17 protein-coding genes are annotated in these 21,031 nt (G+C 62.1%); 3 read left to right on the top strand and 14 right to left on the bottom strand.

The features are described from left to right. Positions 1-141: 141 nt before the first annotated feature. A complete protein-coding gene (locus C8D77_RS26860; RefSeq protein WP_109669848.1) occupies positions 142-2,583 on the bottom strand; it encodes a GcvT family protein in 2,442 nt (813 codons plus the stop codon). A gap of 142 nt (positions 2,584-2,725) precedes the next feature. On the opposite strand from C8D77_RS26860, the gene C8D77_RS26865 reads away from it, so the two are divergent. Next, positions 2,726-3,604, top strand: a complete 879-nt coding sequence (locus tag C8D77_RS26865) for a LysR substrate-binding domain-containing protein (protein WP_245468837.1) — start codon at positions 2,726-2,728, stop codon at positions 3,602-3,604. 17 nt (positions 3,605-3,621) lie between these two features. Here C8D77_RS26865 and C8D77_RS26870 read toward each other — a convergent pair whose 3' ends face one another. From C8D77_RS26870 to C8D77_RS26895, 5 genes are all read right to left on the bottom strand, one after another. Continuing rightward, entirely contained in the window at positions 3,622-4,755 is a 1,134-nt protein-coding gene (locus C8D77_RS26870; RefSeq protein WP_109669853.1) for an aldo/keto reductase, read from the bottom strand. Between the two features lie 42 nt (positions 4,756-4,797). Continuing rightward, positions 4,798-5,532 (bottom strand): aspartate/glutamate racemase family protein, encoded by a 735-nt coding sequence (locus C8D77_RS26875; protein WP_109669855.1) that lies wholly within the window; start codon positions 5,530-5,532, stop codon positions 4,798-4,800. A gap of 82 nt (positions 5,533-5,614) precedes the next feature. Next, on the bottom strand, positions 5,615-7,144 hold the full coding sequence (locus tag C8D77_RS38415; protein ID WP_245951882.1) for an ABC transporter permease subunit: 1,530 nt from the start codon (positions 7,142-7,144) through the stop codon (positions 5,615-5,617). Further along, complete coding sequence (locus C8D77_RS26890) at positions 7,144-7,788, bottom strand: amino acid ABC transporter permease (protein ID WP_109669857.1); 645 nt, start codon at positions 7,786-7,788, stop codon at positions 7,144-7,146. The genes C8D77_RS38415 and C8D77_RS26890 overlap by 1 nt, the downstream gene beginning before the upstream one ends. Beyond that, positions 7,785-8,618, bottom strand: coding sequence for an amino acid ABC transporter ATP-binding protein (locus C8D77_RS26895; RefSeq protein WP_109670181.1), 834 nt, complete (start codon positions 8,616-8,618; stop codon positions 7,785-7,787). The genes C8D77_RS26890 and C8D77_RS26895 overlap by 4 nt, the downstream gene beginning before the upstream one ends. Positions 8,619-8,995: 377 nt before the next feature. Between C8D77_RS26895 and C8D77_RS26900 the strand changes: the two genes are divergently transcribed. Then, positions 8,996-9,355, top strand: a complete 360-nt coding sequence (locus C8D77_RS26900) for an RraA family protein (protein ID WP_245951883.1) — start codon at positions 8,996-8,998, stop codon at positions 9,353-9,355. On the opposite strand, the gene C8D77_RS26905 is transcribed toward C8D77_RS26900, so the two are convergent. The 7 genes from C8D77_RS26905 to C8D77_RS26935 all read right to left on the bottom strand — a co-directional run bounded on the left by C8D77_RS26905 (position 9,350) and on the right by C8D77_RS26935 (position 17,300). Further along, on the bottom strand, positions 9,350-10,210 hold the full coding sequence (locus C8D77_RS26905; RefSeq protein ID WP_109669860.1) for a sugar phosphate isomerase/epimerase family protein: 861 nt from the start codon (positions 10,208-10,210) through the stop codon (positions 9,350-9,352). The two genes, C8D77_RS26900 and C8D77_RS26905, sit on opposite strands and share 6 nt — an antisense overlap. Beyond that, positions 10,203-11,753: a GMC oxidoreductase gene (locus tag C8D77_RS26910; RefSeq protein WP_109669862.1), complete on the bottom strand. Its 1,551-nt coding sequence runs from the start codon at positions 11,751-11,753 to the stop codon at positions 10,203-10,205. The genes C8D77_RS26905 and C8D77_RS26910 overlap by 8 nt, the downstream gene beginning before the upstream one ends. 90 nt (positions 11,754-11,843) lie before the next feature. Next, a complete protein-coding gene (locus C8D77_RS26915) occupies positions 11,844-12,887 on the bottom strand; it encodes an extracellular solute-binding protein (RefSeq protein WP_109669864.1) in 1,044 nt (347 codons plus the stop codon). A gap of 40 nt (positions 12,888-12,927) precedes the next feature. Further along, positions 12,928-13,731: an ABC transporter permease gene (locus C8D77_RS26920; RefSeq protein ID WP_109669866.1), complete on the bottom strand. Its 804-nt coding sequence runs from the start codon at positions 13,729-13,731 to the stop codon at positions 12,928-12,930. Next, positions 13,728-14,600, bottom strand: a complete 873-nt coding sequence (locus tag C8D77_RS26925; RefSeq protein WP_109669868.1) for an ABC transporter permease — start codon at positions 14,598-14,600, stop codon at positions 13,728-13,730. The genes C8D77_RS26920 and C8D77_RS26925 overlap by 4 nt, the downstream gene beginning before the upstream one ends. Next, entirely contained in the window at positions 14,597-15,595 is a 999-nt protein-coding gene (locus C8D77_RS26930) for an ABC transporter ATP-binding protein (RefSeq protein WP_425453764.1), read from the bottom strand. Before C8D77_RS26930 ends, C8D77_RS26925 begins: the two co-directional genes overlap by 4 nt. Before the next feature lie 337 nt (positions 15,596-15,932). Further along, positions 15,933-17,300: an aminotransferase family protein gene (locus C8D77_RS26935; protein WP_109669872.1), complete on the bottom strand. Its 1,368-nt coding sequence runs from the start codon at positions 17,298-17,300 to the stop codon at positions 15,933-15,935. A 100-nt stretch (positions 17,301-17,400) separates the two neighbouring features. Between C8D77_RS26935 and pdxR the strand changes: the two genes are divergently transcribed. Beyond that, positions 17,401-18,867 (top strand): MocR-like pyridoxine biosynthesis transcription factor PdxR, encoded by a 1,467-nt coding sequence (pdxR, locus tag C8D77_RS26940; protein ID WP_109669874.1) that lies wholly within the window; start codon positions 17,401-17,403, stop codon positions 18,865-18,867. Between the two features lie 14 nt (positions 18,868-18,881). On the opposite strand, the gene C8D77_RS26945 is transcribed toward pdxR, so the two are convergent. Further along, entirely contained in the window at positions 18,882-21,014 is a 2,133-nt protein-coding gene (locus C8D77_RS26945; protein ID WP_109669875.1) for a N,N-dimethylformamidase beta subunit family domain-containing protein, read from the bottom strand. Between the last annotated feature and the right edge of the window lie 17 nt (positions 21,015-21,031).

The following is a 21,031-nucleotide window of genomic DNA, read 5'->3' on the forward strand; positions in this document are numbered from 1 at the left end:
TTGACGTTGGCGAGCTCCACCGCCGAACCATCAGCCTTCACGCGAACCTTGACGTTCGCATCCACAACCCGCTTCACGGGCACAAGGATCTTCATAGCTCATCCTTTCGGGAGTTTCGGTGACTTTCCAACACCTGCACGATCACATGCGGGCGCGCTTGGCTTCCGGGTCGTAGGGCGACTCCGTGATCACGCGCGCCCTGCGACGCTCGCCAAGGATCGGCACTACGAGTTCAGTGCCGGGAACGGCAAGGTCGGTTGGAAGAAGGGCGATGGCTACGTCGTAACCCAGTGTGTAGGAGTAAGTGCCCGAGGTGATGCGACCGACGAGGCTGCCCTGGTGGTAGACACCCTCGTGAATCAGCGAGCTTGCTTCGTCGGTGTCGATCGAAAGCGTGACCGAGCGGCGAGCGATCCCCCTTTCCTTCTCCTTAACAAGGGCATCGCTACCGATGAAATTACCCTTGTCGAGTCGGATGAAGCGGTCGAGGTTGCTTTCCCAAGCGGAAAGCTCCGGGTTCATGTCACGATACATTGCCCGATAGGATTTTTCGAGGCGCAATGATTCCAGCGCATGCATGCCGATCAGGCGAAGGCCATGTGATTCCCCCGATGCGAGCAGCGCATCCAGCAGATGCCTCTGGTAGCAGAGTGGATGGTAGAGTTCCCAGCCGAGCTCACCTTCGTAATTGACGCGGAGCATTCGAACGTCGCTGGCGAGCCCAACCGTGCCCGATTTCACGCCGAACCATGGGAACGCGTCATTCGAAAGATCGATCTCCGTCAACGGTTGCAGCACGTCGCGCGCCTTCGGGCCTACGATGGTAAAGCAGCCCCGGTCATTGGTGACGTTGCGGAGATGGACGCTGCCGTCTTTCGGCAGTAGTTTCGAAAGGTCGTCGAAATTCCAGCGTTCCGCCCGCGGCGTAGAGATGAGATAGAAGGTTCCTGTCTCGAGACGGGCAACTACGTACTCGGCCTGGACGCCGCCTTTCGGTGTCAGATGATGGCTGAGGTTGACACGGCCAGTCTTTGGCAGTCGATTTGCAAGAACCCAGTCCAGCCAAGCCTCGGCACCAGGGCCACTGACCTCGAATTTGGTCATCGGCGTCATTTCTACAAGGCCGACGGCGTTGCGGACCGCATGAACCTCCTCGCCGATGTATTTGCCCTTCTCAGTCCAGCGCCAGCTGTACTGGTCCTTGGCTTCGACGCCTTTGGGCGCGAACCAGTTCGGCATTTCCCAACCGTTGAGAACACCCCAGATGGCGCCGCGCTCGGAAAGCCTGTCATAGGACGGCGCGGTCTTCTGGGGCCGGGCAGCAGGCATATCCTGACCGGGATAATGCAGCTCGGCATGGGTACCCCAAGCCTCACGGACCTTCTCGCGCGTCCAGTTTTTGTTGGCGTAGTCGCCGAAGCGACGCGAGTCGATCTCGGATGTGTCAAGACTGTTAGCGCCCTCCACGATGCGCTCGGAAAGATAATAGCCGATCGCTCCGCCCCACAGGATGCCGCCGGGCACGCCTTCGGCAATCCAGACATTTTCGAGACCCCAGGCAGGACCGACCAGCGGCAGTTCGTCGGCGGTCATCTGAAAAGGGCCACGCACATTGGCTTTGAGGCCAACACGGCCCAGCGCAGGGACCAGGTCCATCGCCCTTTCCCAGTTCCATGCGACCGCATCGAAATCTTCCTCGAGGAGATCGGCACCAAACCACTCCGGCACGCCGTTCTCGGCAAACAACTTCAGATGCTCGGTCTTTTCATAGGGACCGAACATCAGCCCGTCGCCCTCCTCGCGCAAATAGCCTTCAAAGCCCTCGTCGCGCAGGATCGGCATTTCCGGCAATCCCTGACGCTTGCGTTCGACGACCTCCGGAACCGCGTCCGTGATCCAATACTGATGCACGATCGGGATCGCCGGAATTTCGAGACCAAGCATCGCACCCGTCTGGCGAGCATAGTTGCCTGTGGCCGAAATGACGTGCTCGCAGACGATCTCCCCCTGACTGGTTTTTATTTTCCACTCGCCATTCGACATGCGCTCGAAGCTTCGGACCTCGGTGTTCGTGTAGATCTTGGCGCCACGATCACGCGCGCCCTTGGCCAGGGCCTGTGTCACGTCGGCTGGTGCGATATGGCCGTCATCGGGATGATAGAGGGCGCCGAGCATTGTCTTGTTGTTTTCAAGCAGCGGCCAGAGTGCACGCGCTTCGGCAGGCGATATGAGTTCAGCGCGGATCCCTTGAACCTCGGCGACGCTCATGTAGCTCTTGTACTCGTCGAACCGGTCACGCGTGTTGGCAATGCGCAGCTGACCGCATTTGTGCCAGCCGACATGCTGGCCAGTCTCCGCTTCGAGGTCCTCGTAGATCTCGATTGTCTTCTTGATCATCCGGCCGATGTTGATGCTGCGCGCGTAGGACGGGATAAGACCGGCGGCGTGCCAGGTGGAGCCGGCCGTCAGTTGCGTGCGCTCCAGCAGCGCGACGTCCGTCCAGCCGCGTTTTGTCAGACCGTAGAGAATGGCCGCGCCTACGCAGCCGCCGCCGACAACTACGGCTCGAGCATGACTTTGCATGAGAAGAGTATCCTCTTTGTGAAATTCCTGTCACCTTACAAAGCCCGACGGTGCTTGTGATCTTGCTAAAAAATGCCCCGAGGCATAACCTGGATTTATGCATCGACTTCGGTCCCTCGTGCCTTCGGCCAACTATCTTTTCGTGTTCGAAGCCGCCGCCCGACGGCAGAGTTTTACGGCGGCCGCCGAAGAGTTGAACATAAGTCAGCCTGCTGTAAGCAAGACGATTCGGCTCTTGGAGGATGCAACTGGACTGAAGCTTTTCCGGCGCGAGCATGCACGCCTGGAACTCACTGCCGAAGGCCGGCGGCTCTATAAGGAAACGCAGGAGGCGTTCGACCACCTGCACATGGTGATCTCAGCGCTCAGGCAGAAGCATTCGAAGGATATCGTCCGCGTTTCTTTCTCCGCTTCTTTCGTGCAGCTATGGCTGCTGCCACGATTGAATGATTTCAAGGCGCAATATCCGGATGTCGCCCTTCGCATCGAGGAAAGCGGTCGCGACGATCAGGACCTCATGGAGGAGGATATTGATCTGTCGGCGCGGCTTGGCACTGGCAAATGGCCAGGGGTCCATGCCTGGCATTTTGCAACTGAAGAGGTAGGGCCGGTATGTAGCCCGGCTTATCTCAAGGAGCATGGACCGATCCATCTGCCGGTCGAACTCGTCAATCACGCGCTGCTGCATTGCGAGGAGCGCCACCGTTCACGTATGGGCTGGCGGGAATGGTTGGAGCGCAACGATGTCCCCGTCACCAGGCTAACGCAGGGCTTCGTCTTCACTGACGCCCTGAGCACAATTGAGGCAGCTGTGCTTGGACAGGGGGTCGCACTTGGGTGGAAGCATCTGGTGCACGACCATATCCGGGCGGGGCGGCTTGTTTGCCCAATTCGCTTGAACTATCGGTCCGGCCAAAGCATCCATATCGTCATGCCGGCACAGCGTCCCCCGAAGCGGGGCGCGGAGCTGTTCCGTGATTGGCTTCTTGAGCAGGATGCCGACGCCTTGATTGCCACCTAGCTTATTTGCCGAACCGGTCAACTCTTCGGCCGACCGATCACATAGTCGGAAACCTTCGGCAGAAAGGTCTCGCTGTAATAGCTGCGGGGCTTGTCGCCGACTGACGCGCCGGCGTTGAGGATGCCTGCCTGATAGTCATCGGCGAAAAGCGAATAGGGATAGACAGGCTCGACGGCACTGGCCGCGTCGAGTTGCTTGCGCAACGGTTCGGGGATCTCAAAGTCGAGCGATGATAGGTTGTCGTCAAGCTGCCCGATACGGCTTGCTCCGATAATGGCGGCACCTATACCCGGACGGGCGACCACCCAGTTCAGTGCCACCTGTGCCATGCTACGGCCTATTTCAGTCGAGACCTGTTTGAGGACTTCCACGATCCGAACGTTGCGTTCGGTAAAGAAGCCAAGACCGTTGCCGGAGGCATCGAGGGCAAGACGCCCGGGAGTCTGCCGGCCAGTATGATACTTGCCGGAAAGCAGACCCATGGCGAGCGGGCTCCAGGCGGTGATGCCAAGGCCCAGCGCCTGCGCTAGCGGCACGAACTCGTTCTCCATGCTACGCTCCGCAAGTGAATAGGGAAGTTGTAAGCTGATCAGCGGCGTCAGAGCATGTGCTTCCGCCCAGGTCTGGGCGCGCGCCGCATACCAGCCCGGCACGTCGGAGAGCCCGGCGTAGCGGATCTTGCCGGCCCGTACCAGATCGTCGAAGGACCGCATGACTTCCTCGACCGGAGTCATACGATCCCAAGTGTGCAGGAGAAACAGGTCGATATAGTCGGTCTTCAATCGGCGCAGCGAGGCATCGACGGCGCGCATCAGGTTCTTGCGGCCGTTGCCACCTGCGTTCGGGTTGCCTGGTTCAAGGCAGTTCGAGAACTTGGTGGTGATGACCACGCGATCGCGCGCAGCTGCTTCGCTCACGAATTTGCCGACCAGCGTTTCGCTCATGCCTGCTGCGTAGGAATCGGCTGTGTCGATGAAATTGCCGCCGCAATCGAGGTATCGATCGAAGATCGCGCGTGCGGCGGTCTCATCGGACCCCCAGGAGCCGCCGAGACCGCGTATGCCGCCATTGCCGAAGGTCATCGTTCCAAGCGCGATACGGCTCACCCGCAAGCCCGAACGGCCGAGGAGATAGTAGTGATCAGCAGACATGGATGGCCTTCCTGTTTGGCGTCCGGCCGATCTTGCTTGTTCTTACATGTGGCCGGAGTAGGCCTTGCGGGTGACACTCTGCTGCACGTGGTTGATCATGGTGATGAAATCGAAGACCGGGCGCCCGGTTGCCGCCTGAACCGCGTGAGCGTAGGGGGGCAGATCGCTGCATTCGAGCAGGATCGAGCGAACATCGGGGTTGTCCTTCACGAGCTTGCGGGCCACTTCGGTGACCTCGCGTTCGATCGCGGCGGAATCGAGCGTGCCTTTCTCATCAAGGATCGCCTCACGGAATTCGGTCTGCGCTTCCATGCCGGCAACCGCTATCGGGATGTTGCCCGGCACGTTGCATGACTCGAAATGATGGGGCGTCAGACAAGCTCCATTGGCGGCGATAATGCCGACGGTGCCGCCAGAGAACGCGTGCATGAAGGGAACCTGCATGATGCTTGAGAGAAAAACCGGAATGTCGACGGCAGCGGCCACTTCCCTCTGGAAGTATGCCATGAACCCACACGCGCCGGTGATCGCTTTGACACCACGGCTCTGCAATTCCAGGGCAGCCTCCACGAAAACCTCGCACAGCGCGGGGTCGCGCTGGTTTATGAGCCGCTCGCTTGTGGCGCCTCGCACTTCCTGGTAGCGGACCGGAAATTGATAGGTCGTCGCGTTGCCAACATTGCCTGGTACGCATGGATAGGCAGCATCAAGAATTAGAATGCCGATCGATTCACCATACCACGACTGGGTCTTGCGAGTGACTGAGTGGACAGCCATCGTTTTGTCTCCGCAATTCTTCTTGTTTCGAGTTTTCCGCCCCGCCAAAAGCGGGGCGGAAGATTTGACCCAGATTTATTTCTCAGTGGATGAGACGCGGCGCACCCGTGTCGGCAGCCGTACCGTCCAGGCCATAGGACTTGATAATCGTCACGATCGTTCCGTCGGCATGCATGGCTTCGATGTCAGCGTCGAGCGCGGCACCGAAATCCTTGGCGGCGGAAGCATAGGGGAAAGCCGCCTGAGCTGCCTCTTTCGTCGCCTTCACGCGTTCGTCCGGAACTGTGACCTTGACCTGGATATTCTTCAGAGCGCCGCTCTTTTGCGCGACGACACCGGTCGAGTAGCCATCGAAGGCAACGTCGATGCGGCCTGACAGGAGGTCCTGCTGCAAGTTCACCGAGTTCGGATAGAGCTTGAGCTTGGAGCCGAGCATCGCCTTCAGGTCGCTGACCCAGAGGTAGCCCTGCACGGTACCGACACGCTTTTCGCCCAGATCGGCAAGCTTCGTCAGGCCCTCTTTCGAATAGATGCCCATCTGATCGGTATAGAGAGGACCAGAGAGGTTCATGACTTTTGCGCGCTCAGCGGTGCGATACCAATCACCGACAGTAATGTCGGCCTGTCCTGAAAGGACGTATTGAATGGCGGCCGCCGGATCGACAGCAATCGCCTTGACGGTCAGGCACTCCCGCTTGGCGAACTCGTTGGCGATATCGCCATCAATACCCTTCAAATTGCCATTCGCTTCGAGGTAGGAGTGGGGAACCAGGGTGGTGACGGCAACGGTCAATGAGCCTGTGGAAACCGTCGCGAACTTGTGCTTTGGCGTGCAGTCCTGAGCGAAGGCTGCCTGGCCGAAGGCAAGGGTACCTGTGATGCCGGTGAGAAAAAGGCGGACTGCGTTCTTCAGTGAGTAGGCCATGCTGGTAGGATCCTTTCCTTGTGAAGATCTAGCGAAGAGCATACCCGCCCGCCTTTCGAGATAGCTGACGATCAGGGCGGCGGGGATGGAGATGAAGGCGTAGAGGGCGCCGGCTGTGAGCAGCACCGGAAAGTAGCGGAATGTGTTCGATCCAATTTCGTAGGCGCGGCTGACGAGCTCCGGCAGAGCAATCGTGAAGCAGAGCGACGTCCCCTGAAAGATCAAGATGGAGAAACCAAGGAGTGCGGGAAGCGCGACGCGCAAGCCTTGCGGCAACAAGACGTACCGCAGCGTGTCGAGCCGATTGAGGCCGATCGACAGCGCGGCCTCGCGCTGGCCGTCCGGGATGGACTGCAGGCTGGCGCGGATGATCTCGCTGGTATAGGCGCCGGTGTTCCAGGTGAGCGCTATGACAGCAGCCGCAAAGGATTCCAGCGCCAGGCCGGCGGATGGCAATCCAAAGTAGATGAACTGCAGCAACACAAGCGCCGGTGCGCCGCGGCCGACCTCCACGAGGAACAGCGAAGCAGCTTTCACGGACTTCCTCTTCGCCAGTACGCCAAGGGCGAGCAAGAGCCCAAAGGGAATGCCGAACAACAGGCTGAAGGTCGTGACTTGCAGGCTTATCGACAGGCCGGCAAGCAGGTCCGGCATCCAAGCCGCAAGTTCATCGGAGGACGGGAACATCAGCGGGCCACCTTCGCCTGCAGATAGCTGTCAGCAATACGGGAAAGCCATGCGACCGGCAGACTGATCAGCACATAGATCAGACCGACCACGGCGAAGACTTCCAGACCGCGGAAAGTCAGCTGCGACTGCTGATTGCCGTAAAAGGTGAGTTCGGTGACGCCGATGGTGGAGGCGACCGCGGTTTCTTTCATCAGGCCAATAAGGTAGCTCGCCGCGGAGGGGAGTGCGACGCGAAACGTCTGTGGCGCGACGATATCGACGAGAGTAGACCAGCGTCCGAGATTGAGGGCGGAAGAGGCTTCCCATTGGCCAGGATGGATTGAGGCAAGCGCTCCACGATAGATTTCCGCCATGTTGGCGGCAGAGATCAGGCCGAGGCTGGCGACTGCCGCGCCGAATGGGCTGATCGGAAGATAGCCCGTTCCAAGGCCGAAGAAGACGATAAACAGCCACAGGATTGGCGGGATGCCACGCACGATCTGGATGATTGTCATTGAAAGCCCCCGCAGTGGTACCGAGCGGCTCTGGCGGGCGGCGAGAAGCGGCATTCCGAGAAGCGCGCCGATCAGGAAGGCCCCAAGGGTCAGGCCGAGCGTCCAGGGCAAACCGCGCAGGATCGGCAACAGGTCGGCGGCACTCATCGGTCGTGAACCGCACGAAGGAACCGTTTCGTGCGCTCGTGCTGCGGATTGCGCATGACCTCAGTGGAGGGACCTTTTTCGACGATCCTGCCATCGGCCATGATCATAACCGTGTCGGACACGTTTTCAGCAAAGCTCATCTCGTGAGTGACAACGATCATCGTCATGCCGGTCTCGGCAAGCTCGCGCATGACCGCCAGCACTTCGAGACCAAGTTCCGGGTCGAGCGCCGACGTCGGTTCGTCGAAGAGCATAACTTGAGGGTCGAGTGCCAGCGATCTGGCGATCGCGACACGCTGCTGCTGGCCGCCGGAGCAGCGGGCGGGATATTGCCCGGCTTTGTCCCCAAGTCCAACGCGTTTCAGCAGCTGCATCGAGCGCTCTTCAGCTTCCTTGCGGCTACGCCCGAGCACTCGCTCCTGCGCGAGGCTGATGTTTCTGAGCACCGTCATATGGGGAAAGAGATTGAATGACTGGAACACCATACCAACGGAGCGGCGCAACCTCGCGAGCTCGGTCGAAGAAGCTGGCATCGCGGCGCTGAGGGTGATGTCGCCGATGGTGACAAAGCCGCCATCCGGCGGTTCAAGATAGTTGATGCAACGGAGCAGTGTGCTCTTGCCAGAGCCGCTCGGCCCAATAATGGCAACGACCTCCCCCGACATAACCTCGAGATCAATGCTGTCGAGGACTGTATGGCCGCCATAGCGCTTACTAAGGTTGTCAAGCTGGATCAACGGGCGCTTCGGCGCGCCGGCGATGGCAGGCTCCTCGACTAGACGCACGCCTCTTGCAGCTGCCACAGACTTCTCGTATCCCCGATCCGTCATATTTGGTCCTTCGCCCTGGACACAGTAGCCAGCTCCGCCCATCGGATTCCTACGTCCGGAAGCCACGTGCTACCTAGAAGACATATACCTTGGCTCACGGCGGGTTGTTCGACGCAATCAAATCAGGTCGACAATAGCGCGCGACGCTGGTTCGTTCGGCCCGACCCAGCGGGCTTGATCCAGGCAGTTCCCTTATTATTAGGGTCACCTTAGATGACGGTGGTCGCCAAGATGAGTGCAAATAAAGTGGAGTGATCCATACCCTGGAGTTATGGGTGACTTCACGAACAATTCTTCGGCAAGCACGGAGCAAGCGGCCGGGTTCTTTGTTGTAATTGTGAGAAGGTTGTGTTCGCTCTCGGCCACGAGGGTCTGCCATGCCGGTGCTCGAATCCGACATCTTTCTGTCCAACGAACCGACCCGCAATCCGCTGATGACCAAGCCGTTCGGGCTGATGTTCGAAGCGCTGGATGATCTGAAGCCCGGCGAAATCTACGTGGCCAGTGGCGCTTCGCCGCGCTACGCGCTGTGGGGCGAGCTTATGTCGACCAGTGCGAAGATCCTCGGCGCGCATGGCGCGCTGGTCGACGGCTTTGCTCGCGACACCGACGGCATCAAGGCGCTGGGATTGAGCGCCGTTGCTTTCGCGCACGATTTCATCGTCTGGCATAGTGGATTAGATCGGACACGCCCACCTCCTTCCAGGCAAAGCACCCTGCCCCATCCTTGCTTATAAGTCCGCAGCCAATCTCAACACGTCGTCCACGGAAGCGCGCGAAATCTCGCCCACCTGCCTGGCACTCATGTCCTTCAGCATTGGTGAGAACACTTCCGCGCCGACCTGGTTGAGGCCGCCGGTCCGAGCCAGGATGCGAACGATCTCGACATTGGGGAACTGACCGTCGCCGGGAAACTTGCGGTCGTAGCAATCATCCTTGATCGTCACGCCGGCCGGCAGTTCCAGCGGCCCGTCATTCAGCTGCACACAGTGGATCTTGTCGCCCGGTATGGCTCTGAGATCGGCTAGGTCGGATTTCCCGCGCACGAAATGCCAGGTGTCGAAGACCAGCCCGCCATTGCTTGCGCCGGCGCCCTGCACGATCTGCCAGGCCATGTCGAGGGTCGGCACACCCCACAGCGGAATGAACTCCAGCGAGCAATCGAGGTCGAACCGGGCCGAGGCTTCGCAGATCGCCGCATAATCCTCGATGATCGCCTCCATCGGCATCGAGCCCAGCGGGAACGTCGCATTGAGGCTGATCGAGCGGCAGCCAAGCTCGGCGCACAGTGCGAAGACCCGCTCGCGCGGCGTGTCGACGGTGGCGATATAGGCATCGTCCATATTGTCGGGCAGCCAGACCCGCGACCAGGTGTTGAGCGGATCGAGCCGCAGGATGCGCATTCCGGCATCGTCGGCGCGCCGGCGCACCTCCTTGGCCGGAATGCCCGCCGCCGCCATCTGCTCGACCTCATAGGGCATCAGCGACAGCGCATTGCAGCCAGCAATGCGGGCCGCCTCGAATTTCTCCCTCAGCGGCAGATGGGCGACGTTCGAGAACGGCATCAGCGTGCTGTTGACGGCTTCAGACATGGTGGGTTTTCCCCAGTGGATTGGCGGTCGCAATGCCGAAGTCGGTCGCCGCGATATGGTCGGAGACGCGCAGCGCCTGGGCGGCGATGGTCAGCGCCGGATTGACTGCCGCCGAGGATGGAAAGAACGAGGCATCGACGACGAACAGGTTCTTGTGGTCGAACGCCCTGCAATAGGGGTCGAGTGCGGCCTTGGCCGGATCGCTGCCGAAGCGCACGGTGCCGCACTGATGCGAGGTCGTCGCCACCGGCATCAGCTTGGTCAGGGTCAACGGCAGTCCGGCGCGGAGCATGGCGCGGGCGGCGCGCCTGGTCAGTTCGGTGTGCGCCCTCAGATTGTTGCGGCGCACATCCATCTTGATCGTGCCGCCGGAGATCGACACCCGGTTGCGCGCATCGGGAAGGTCCTCCGACATGATCCACCAGTCATAGCTGCGGTCCGACAGCATCCTGTTGACCAGCTTCGGCACCAGCGGATTGGCAGCCGTCATCATGCCCGGCTTCAGCTTGCCGAGCGACATGATGCAGCCCATCGGATAGCGGAAATCGTCGTCGCCGAAATAGAAATCATTGATGGTGACGGTCTTCTGGAAAACGGTTGGGTTGCGGCGCGCCGAGATCGCCATCATCGCCGTGTTGTTGTGCGCCATATAGTGCCGGCCGACGACGTCCGAACTGTTGGCGGCACCCTGCGGCGCCTGGTCGGTCGCAGAGCGCAGCAGGATGGCGGCCGAATTGATGGCACTGGCGGCAAGCACATAGATGCCGGCGGTCAGCACCTCGAGATGACCGCCCTGCTCCACCTCTATGCCAGTCACCTCTCCGCCGTCCGGCGACAGCAGCACCCGCCTGGCGACTGTCCCAGTGCGCAAGGTCACCCGGCCGCTCGCCAGCGCCGGCGCTACGACGCTGCGCTCCGCATCTGCCTTGGCGCCGATCTTGCAGGGATAGCCGTCGCAGGTGCCGCAGCGCACGCAATTGCCCCGAGGCGGCATGTGGATGGCGGCCTGCTGCGGAAACGGGTGCAGCCCTTGCCCGCGCAGCCGGGCGCAAAGCACTTCCATCGGCGGATCGGAGCGCACACCGGGGTAAGGAAACGGGTTGGCGCGCGTCGCCTCTGTCGGGTCGATGCCTTCGGTGCCCATCGTGTGGAACAGGCGCTCGGCCTCGTCGTACCAGGGCTCCAGATCGGAATAGGAGATCGGCCATGCCGGCGACAGCCCGTCATGATGCTCGAGATCGCCAAAATCTCGTTCCCGGAAGCGGATCATGGTGCAGCCGAAGAACTTGGTGGCGCCGCCGACATTGTAGAAGACGGACGGATGGAACGGCCTGTCGTCGCCATCGAGCCAGGTTTCGCGGGCCGTGTATTTGCGGTCGATATAGACCGCTTGCGGGCTCCAGTTGTCGGCCTCCTTGGGCAAATAGTCGCCGCGCTCCAGCATCAGCACCGACAGGCCATGTCCGGCCAGCCGAAGCGCCGTGGTGCCGCCGCCGACACCACTGCCGACAACGATGACATCCGGTCTGGAAATCGCGTTCATGGATGTTCCGTTCTCTTGCCCACTCGGGGAAATGCATGCGCGGGAGTGAACCATCGCCCCCGCGCATCCTGTCCGGGTCAGACCAGGACCCTACTGGCGCAGGCGCGTCCAGATCAGGTCGTATTTCTTCGCCGCCTCTTCCGAGCAGACAGGGCTGACGACCTTCTTGTAGTCCGTGGGCACTTGCGCCTCCGGCGCGGTGGCGATCTCCTTGGGCAGCATCGGCTCCGTGCCGACGACGCCTGTGGGATAGCCGACATCCTTCTGCTGCAGCGCTGCATTGGCGGGGTCCATCAGAAAGGAGATGAACTTCTTGGCGAGATCCGGCCGGGCCGCCGAAGTCGGCACCACCAGATTGTCGATCCAGGCGACCCCGCCCTCCTTGGCGAAGACGAATTTGAGCGAGGGCTTCTGCATCCGCGCCTGCAAGCCTTCGCCATTGGCGACCTGCGATATCGCGGTCTCGCCCGACACCAGCCGGCCCATGATGCCGGCCGAGTCGTAGATCTTCACGAACGGCTTCTGCGCCTGCAGCAGCGCGTCGACCTTCTTCAGTTTTTCAGGATCGGTGGTGCAGGGTTCGATGTCGAGATAACGCATGGCGAGCGCAATCACCTCGGTCGGCGCCGAGAACATGCCGACCTTGCCCTGCAATTCGGCAGGCGGGTTGAACAGCAGCGAGAGGCTGTCGGTCGGCCCCTTGTAGAGATCGGTGTCGACTGCATAGGAGGTCACGCCCCAGAAATACGGAATCGAATAGACATTGCCCGGGTCCCAGGTGGTTTTCTTCCACTGCGCATCGAGATGATCGTAGTTGGGCAGTTCGGCAATGTTCACCGGCTGGATCAGTTTCTCGGCAATCATCAGCGGCACGAAATCCGTCGAGGCGACGGTGATGTCGTAGCCGCTGGAGCCGCCGCGCAATTTGGCCAGCAGCGTCTCGTTGTTGTCGAACGTATCCAGCGAAACCGCGACGCCGGTGTCCTTGGTGAACTTGTCGAGCATCGCCTGCGAGATGTAGCCGGTCCAGTTGTAGATATGCAGCGTGTCCGCCGCCATGGCGGAACTGCCAAGCAGACTGGCGAGAGCCAGCGCGATCGCCCCGCTGCGCATCAGTTTCAATACAGCTGTCATTGTTATTCCCCTTCGGTTTCTTGTGTTGAGTCTCTGCTATTCAGCTTTTGCGTTTCGTCATGCCTTGCATGCGCAGGGCGACGAGGACGATCACCACGGACGACGCCAGAAGCAGCGTCGACACCGCATTGATCTCTGGCGACACACCCAGACGGAGCATCCCGTAGATGTAGACAGGCAGAGTGGTCTGGCCGGCATCCGCCAGCAGCATGCTGATCAGGAAGTCATCCAGCGACGAGGCGAAGGCCAGCATGGCGCCGGACAGGATCGCCGGCAGAAGCAGCGGCAAGGTCACGCGGCGAAACACCTGCCATTCGTTGGAATAGAGGTCGCGCGCCGCATCCTCGACCGCCGAGCCCATGTCGGTCAGTCGCGCCTGGATGGGCAGATAGGCGAAGGGCACGCAGAACACGGTGTGGGCGATGATCAGATTACCAAGGCCAAGTTTCAGGCCGATGCCGGAAAAGAACACCAGCGTCGCCACCGCCACCACGATCTCCGGCACCACCAGCGGCATCAGGATCAGGCCGAGCGTGATCTGACCGCCGCCGCCTGCCCTGGCGTGGCGCAGGCCAAGTGCGGCGGTGACGGCAAGCATAGTCGACAGGATCATCGCTGCGACAGCGACGATCAGGCTGTTCGACAGGGCGATGCCGATATCACGGTTGTGGAAGACCTTGGCATACCAGTCGAGGCTAAAACCTTCCCAGAGCGTCGCCTGGCGACCGGCGTTGAAGCTGTAGATGATGATCACCAGAAGCGGTGCGTAGAGGAAAAGGTAGACCACCCAGGACAGCGTCGAGAGCCCCGGCGTCGCCTTCCAGTCGAATGGCTTGCTGCTCATCGTGCCGGCACCTTGTTGAAGCTCCTGCGCACGACCACGAACAGCACCGCCAGGATGGCGACCGAGACGACGCTGGCAAGCGCAGCGCCAAACGGCCAGTTGCGCGAGGAGGTGAACTGCAGCTGGATCAGGCTGCCGATCATCAGCCGGCGGCCACCGCCGAGCAGGTCGGGGGCGAGGAAGCTGCCCAGCGCCGGAGCGAACACCAGCAGGCTGCCGGCGATCGCACCCGGCATCGCCAGCGGCCAGACGATGCGCCGGAACGTGCTCCAGCGGTCGGCATAGAGATCGTGCGAAGCCTCGATCACGTCGCCATCGACGCGTTCGAGCACGGCATAGATCGGCAGCACCATGAATGGCAGATAGGTGTAGATCATGCCCAAAAGGATGGCGAAGTCATTGTAGAGGAAATGGCCGCCGGCCAGACCGAAGTAGCGCAGGCCGCCGTTGAGCAGCCCTTCGTCGCGCAGGATCAGCACCCAACAATAAGTGCGGATCAGCGTGTTGATCCAGAATGGCAGCGTAATCAGCAACAGCAGCCGGGCCCGCTTTGCCGGCGAGCTGCAGGCCATGTACCAGGCCAGCGGCAGGCCGATCGCGAGGCTCGCCACCACCGTCAGCGCGGCCAGCAGCACCGAGCGCCACAGGATTGCGAGATAGCCGGTTGAAAACACCAGATTGCCGTCGAAATCCTCCTGGAACAGCAGCTGGCGGTAGGCTAGCGCTGTGAACGGCATGCGCACGCCGCCATAGGCGCCATTGGTCATGAAGGAATAGACGACCGCCAGCGCCATCGGCGCCAGCATGAACAGCACCATGGTCACCAGGACAGGCGAACGCAAAAGGATGGTGGTGAGCCGGGCGTTCATTCGCTGAGCAGCCACTCGCTGGAGTGATCCCAGGCAAAGTCGGCGCGGTCGCCGACAGCCAGGCCCGAAACCGCGCCGCGCACCCGTGCCTTGATCGGCACGTCGCCGGCGCAGCGCGCCTCGATCAGCGTGTCGGCGCCAAGGAAGGTCAGCGCAGTAACGATCGCCTCGACGCTGCGCCTTGTCGTGGCCGGCCGCGAGCGCACCGAGATGTGCTCAGTGCGGATCGAGATCGTGTGGCCGTCGGCCAGACCGACAAGGCCTGCAGGGATCAGGTTCGCCTCGCCGATGAAGTCGGCGACGAAACAGGTTTTCGGGCGCGCATAGATCTCCTCGGGCGTGCCCACCTGCAGCACCTTGCCCTTGTTCATCACCGCGATGCGGTCCGACAGCGCCAGCGCCTCCTCCTGGTCGTGGGTGACCATGACGAAGGTCAGCGACGTCTCCCTCTGCAGCCGCTTCAACTCGCTCTGCATCGCCTTGCGCAGCTTGAGGTCGAGCGCCGACAGCGGCTCGTCGAGCAGCAGCACACGCGGACGCGGCGCCAGCGCCCGCGCCAGAGCGATGCGTTGCTGCTGACCGCCCGACATCTGCGTGGTGCGGCGGTCGGCGAAGGCCGGCATCTGCACGAGCTCGAGCACTTCATCGACGCGGCGCTTGATGTCGGCCGGCTTCCAGCGCAGCATTTCCAGCCCGTATGCAATGTTCTTTCGCACGTTGAGATGCGGAAACAGCGCATAGCTCTGGAACATCGTGTTGACCGGCCGCTTGAAGGGCGGCTCGTGGCCAATGTCGCGGCCGTCGAGGAGGACGCGCCCTTCGGTCGGATGCTCGAAACCGGCGATGATCCGCAGCAGCGTCGTCTTTCCACAACCCGACGGGCCGAGCAGCGTGAAGAACTCGTTGTCGGAGATCTCGAATCTGGCGTCGTCCAGCGCGGTGATTTGCCCCTCGCCGAAACCGAAGCGCTTGCCGACATGGTCGATGCCGAGCAGCACCGCGTCCCTGGCCTGCGGGCCGGCGGCCGGCTGCGATCCTGTCCTGGTCTGATCCTGCCTGGTCTGATCCGGGCTTGCGACGTTCACTGTGAGATGTCCCCTGTAGCTGGCCGATTTGTTCGTGTGCGCATGCACTGCTGACCTCTGCGGGCCATTTAGACGAAACGCCGATATGCGAGAACCTGCATGTTCGGAATTCAGTCGTGAAATCATCGAGTTACTCGACCCTCCCGTCAATTTCGCGAATCCGGTTTTTTGTTCTCACCATGACGCATTGTGTGCGTCAGTATGCTTCAAACGCAGAGACACCCTCCAGGAACGCCATCACCCGCAGCTAGTTGCCGGCAAGGTCGCGGTGGCGCGCGACATCCGCAATCGCCTGCGCCATCGCACGGGTGCACTCGGCCAGGTCCTCGCGCGTGGCGATCAGAGCCGGCGCGATCTCGATTGCGGTGCCGATCGGGCCGACGATGACGCCGAGTTCGCGCGCGCGCCTGGCGATCGCCACCACCGTATCGTCGGTGAAGGCGGCCCGGCTCGCCTTGTCTGCGGTGAAGTCGATTGCCTGCCAGAAACCGCGGCCGCGTATGTCGCCGACGATCGGATGATTGCCGAATGCGTCCTTCATCGCCCGCTGCCATTGCTGGCCGAGCACGTCGGAAGTTTCGACAAGGCGCTCACGCTCCATGATCTCGATCACCTTGAGCGAGGCGGCGCAGCAGATAGCGTGGCCGGCATAGGTGTGGACATGGCGAAAGTGGCTGATGCCGTCGGCGATCTCGTCGCGGGTCATGACGGCGCCAATTGGCGCATAGCCCGCGCCCATCGACTTGGCCATGTTGAGGATGTCGGGCTCGATGCCGAGCTGTTCGGTGGCGAACCAGGTGCCGGTGCGGCCGAAGCCAGTGATGACCTCGTCCATGATCAGCATGATACCGTATTTGTCACACAGCGCGCGCACCTTCTTCCAATAGCTCGGCATCGGAATCTGCACACCGTTGGCCTGCTGGAACGGCTCGCCGATAAAGGCGGCAACCAGTTCGGGATCCTCAAGCAGTATCTGCCGCTCGAGATGAGCGACGCAGACGTCTGAATAGCTCTCCTCGTCGAGCCCGTAGGAATTGCGGTAGCGCATCGGGTTAGCGACGAAACTGTGGCCCGGCACGCGCGGATCGGGCACGTCACGCACCGCCAGCCAGTCGGTGCAGGACAGTGCGCCCATGGTCGCGCCGTGATAGGCGCTCCAGCGCGAGATGACCTTGAAGGCGCGCGGCTTCCTGCCGCTCTGCTGCAGATATTGCTTGGCGATCTTCAGCGCGGTTTCCGTCGCTTCAGAGCCGCCGGAGGTGAAGGTCACCCGGTTCAACCGGCCAGGCGTGATCTCGGTCAGCTTCGCCGCCAGTCTGGCAGCCGCCGCGTTGGTGTTCCGACCAGCGCCGGAATAATGCATGGTGATCGCCTGGTCGTACATCGCCTGCGCGATCTCGCGATTGCCATAGCCGAGTGAGCCCGCGCGCGTGGTGGCGCTCATCATGTCAAGCATCGTCGTGCCATGCTGGTCGGTGACGCGCATCCCGCTGCCCGACATCAGGATGCTCGGACCGTTCGCCTCGATGTCCTCGCGCGGCACCAGTGGGAAGATCAAGTGCCGGGCGTCGGCCTCGGCATCCCGAGCGGAATTTCTCAGCATCTGCGTGGTCATGGCCCTGCCTTCCAGCTTGACTTCGGTGTCGATGCCGGAACGATAGGAGACCGGTGATCATCGGAAAATCGCCAGAAACAGACAAAGTGAGGATACCAGTTTGGGCGAGCCGATCCGCGATATCGCCATCGACCCGACCGGGTTCGAACAGCATGGCCAGGTTCCGATCTTCCAGCAGCTCTATCGCCGGATCCGCCACCAGATCACGGCCGGCGTGCTGAGAAGCGGCGCGCGCCTGCCTTCCACACGGGCGTTGGCTGCCGATCTCGGCCTGTCGCGCACCACTACCATCGCCGCCTTCGAGCAGTTGGAGACGGAGGGCTATATCGAGACCCGCAAGGGTGCGCGCGCCAGGGTGCTGCCGCTGCCTTCCGCCGGTGGCGGACGCGACGCCGAACCGTTGCCACGGCTTCAGGACAGCCTTTCGCGGCGCGGCCAGGCGCTGGTGACCTTGCGCCATGAAACCGGTTTTCCAGGCAGCCATTTCCTGCAGCCCGGCCTGCCCGACGCCGGTTCATTTCCCTTCACCATCTGGCGTCGCCTGTTGTCGAAGCATATGCGCCACACCGCTGGCGAAACCTTCGGCTACCATAGCTATGGCGGCCATCAGGGCCTGCGCGAGGTGATCGCCCAATACATGCAATCATCGCGCGGCGTGAAATGCCAGCCGGACCAGATCATGGTGACCGGCGGCGCGCAGAGCGCTTTCACGCTGCTGGCGCATCTGCTGATCGATGCCGGCGATCCTGTCATGATCGAGGAGCCGGGCTATACCGGTGCGCACGGCGCCTTCGGCGCGGCGGGCGCGCGCATCGCGCCGCTTGATGTGAATGGACGCAACTGGAACCTCAACACGATCACGGCGATACGGCCGAAGCTGATCTACCTAACCCCGTCCTGCCAGTTCCCACTCGGCTCGACCATGCGTATCGAACAGCGTTTGCGGTTGCTGCAGCTCGCCGCTGAAACCGGCGCCTGGGTGATCGAGGATGATTTCGACAGCGAGTTCCGCTTCAGCGGCAACCGCGTGCCCACGTTGCAGTCGCAGGATGCCGACCATCGCACCATCTATGTCGGCTCGTTCGCCAAGACGATGCTACCGGACCTGAGGCTGGGCTTCATCATCTTTCCCGGCGAAGTGGTGCGGCCGGTGCGCAAGGCGAACTTCCTGATGGGTACGGCGGCCCCGCTGGCCACTCAGGCTGCCCTTGCCGACTTCATCCGCAACGGCGACTTCGCCCGCCACACCAGGCGCATGAAGCGCCTGTACGCGACCAGGCGGGCGCTCTTGTCCGGACATGCACAAGCGCTGTTTGGCGACATGATGGAACAGCTCGACGAAGGCAATGGCCTGCAGACGACGTGGCGTTTTCGCACTCCGGTCGACGATGTCGCCATCGTCGAAAACGCGCTCGAGGCCGGCGTCAATGTCACGCCCCTGTCAGCGCATTATATCCACGGCGCCCCAGAGCACGGGCTGATGATCGGTTATGCGGCGACCGAAGACAAACGGATCCCGCGCGCCTTGCACAAGCTCAACCAGGTGATCCGCAGCCATCTGGGGTGAGGCGAACGACTCGCCTAGCGCAGCATCCGCTTCAGCACATTCCGCGTCAGCGTCGAGACGGTGTTATCGTAGCCATTGTGCGAGAGTGCGCTGAACCACTGCATCGAACCGACCGAGAAGACGAGGCCTCCTGCGGCGGTGTCGAAACAGACGATATCGGACCGCACCTGCGGATCGCCGGCGAGCATCGAGGCTTCGTTCACCTGGCGGCGCTCGTCGATGACCAGCTGGTAGTCGGTCGAAAACCCGGTTGCCGTCGCCAGCACCAGCGCGTGCGCCGGCGTGCCGAGCGTGGCGTCGGCGCGATCCACCTCGTCGCCGGCGGCACCGATGCCAAGCCCCAACGTCTCGAAATCGCCGATCGCCTCGCCCTCGCCGATGCCGGAAAGCAGTTCCGCCGCCAGCGGATGGCTACGGCCGGCAACCTGCTGATAGGGACGCGGCAGGCCGCAATCGTCGCGCGAAGTCCACCCTTGCGCGGTGAAGCCGACACCGACCAGGCGCTGCGGCGCGCGGCCGCGAAACCGCCACAGACCGCCAGGCTCACCGGTCAGCGCGTGATGGCCTTCGCCGGGATCGGATGACCATGGCCGGGTTCCGTTGGGACGACGCACCTCGATCATGCCGCCATCCTCGGCCAGGGAAGTAACGCTGTAGAAACCGTTGCCGCCGAGATAAGCGAGGCTGCCGCCGGCGTTGAGATAGGCTTCCAGCGCATCGAGCATCTGCCCGGAGACATATTCCGGATGCGAGCCAGTCATCACCGCCTTGTAGCGCGACAGCAGCGCAGCACCTTCGCGGTGCAATTCGTGGTCGGTGATGATGTCGACCGGCTGGCCGGTCGCGCTCAACCAGTCTACCGCATAGAGATCGGCGCACAGATGACGGCCGAAATGCTCGCCGGTCACCGACTTCAGCAGGCCGCGTCCGGGCCGGAAAGTCTTGATCGGGTGGTGCTGCGAGGCTAGCGGCACCCCTGCCCCGTCGACATAGTGGTCGTAGAGGCAGTTCAGCCCGTATTCGCCCCACATCTCATTGCCATAAGCGAGATAGGTGAAGGTCGGCACCAGCAGCGCCAGCGGCGCCGTTGCGACCCCCTTCGGCGGGCAGACGAGAAATGGCAGGTCGTCGGTCTCGTCGCCGGCCGTCAGCCGGGCCGAATAGACGCCGCTCGGCAGATCGTCCGGCACGGTGAAGGCAAAGCTCGGCCGCCAGCCGGCATCCGACAGACTGTCCTCGTGGAAATGGATCGCCGAGTAGCCGCGCGGATCGATTCTTGGGTCATCCGTCTCGCCGGTCCAGTGCGGTCCGGTCATGGCGCGCACCGGCGACTGGTGCATGGTGCCGTCCAACCCCAGCCCACCGGCGTCGCGAACGATCGCACTACTGCTGCCGACACTGAAATCCCAGGCTGCGATGCAGGGCTGCGGCAGGACGCCGAAATTAACGCCCCGCGCCAGGTCGCCAAGTTCGACGTCATCAAGGCATTTCCCGAAGATGCAAGGATCGGCGATCAGCCCGTTGTAAAAGCCGCCGCGCCGTCCGCCGCGCAGCGACGCCGCAATCAGCAACGGTGCGTCAGACCTTGCGGCGACCGGCAGACGCCCTGCCCCGCCAAAATCGCTCACCACGGTCAGGTCCCGCGCGGACAAACCGGCCGAGAGCCGGGCCGATCCGGTAGCAGCTTCGTAACGCGCGGCAACCCAGTGCCAGCGCTGCTCCAGTATCGGCGACGTCCCTTCGATGCGTACCGCGCCGATGCGCAGGAATAGCTTGCCGGTGTCGGTCAGGCCAAACCCATAGCCAGCATCGCCAGGCCCCTGCTTGGACAGGATCATTTGCTCGCCGGCGGCCAGTCGCGCTGGGCGAATCCAGGCGAACAGAGTGAAGTCGCCAGCCAGCCGCAGTTTCGCATGATCGGCAACGATGACGCAGGAGCCGGGAGAAAGCTCTTGCTCGACACCGGGATACTCGCCATCCACCTTGGCCCCAATGGCAAGTTCGCGGCGGCCTGGCCCGCGCGGATCGGTGTCGCCATGCAGCAGGCGCACGATCTCGGCCTCGAACAGCGGCGCATCGGTGCTGACCATGAAGGAAAGCGTTTCGCCCGGACGGGCACTGAGGCGATCGGTATAGCCAGTCAGCATCGTGTTGTTGTCGCTCC

It is taken from the genome of Mesorhizobium loti (assembly GCF_003148495.1).
GTDB lineage: Bacteria > Pseudomonadota > Alphaproteobacteria > Rhizobiales > Rhizobiaceae > Mesorhizobium > Mesorhizobium loti.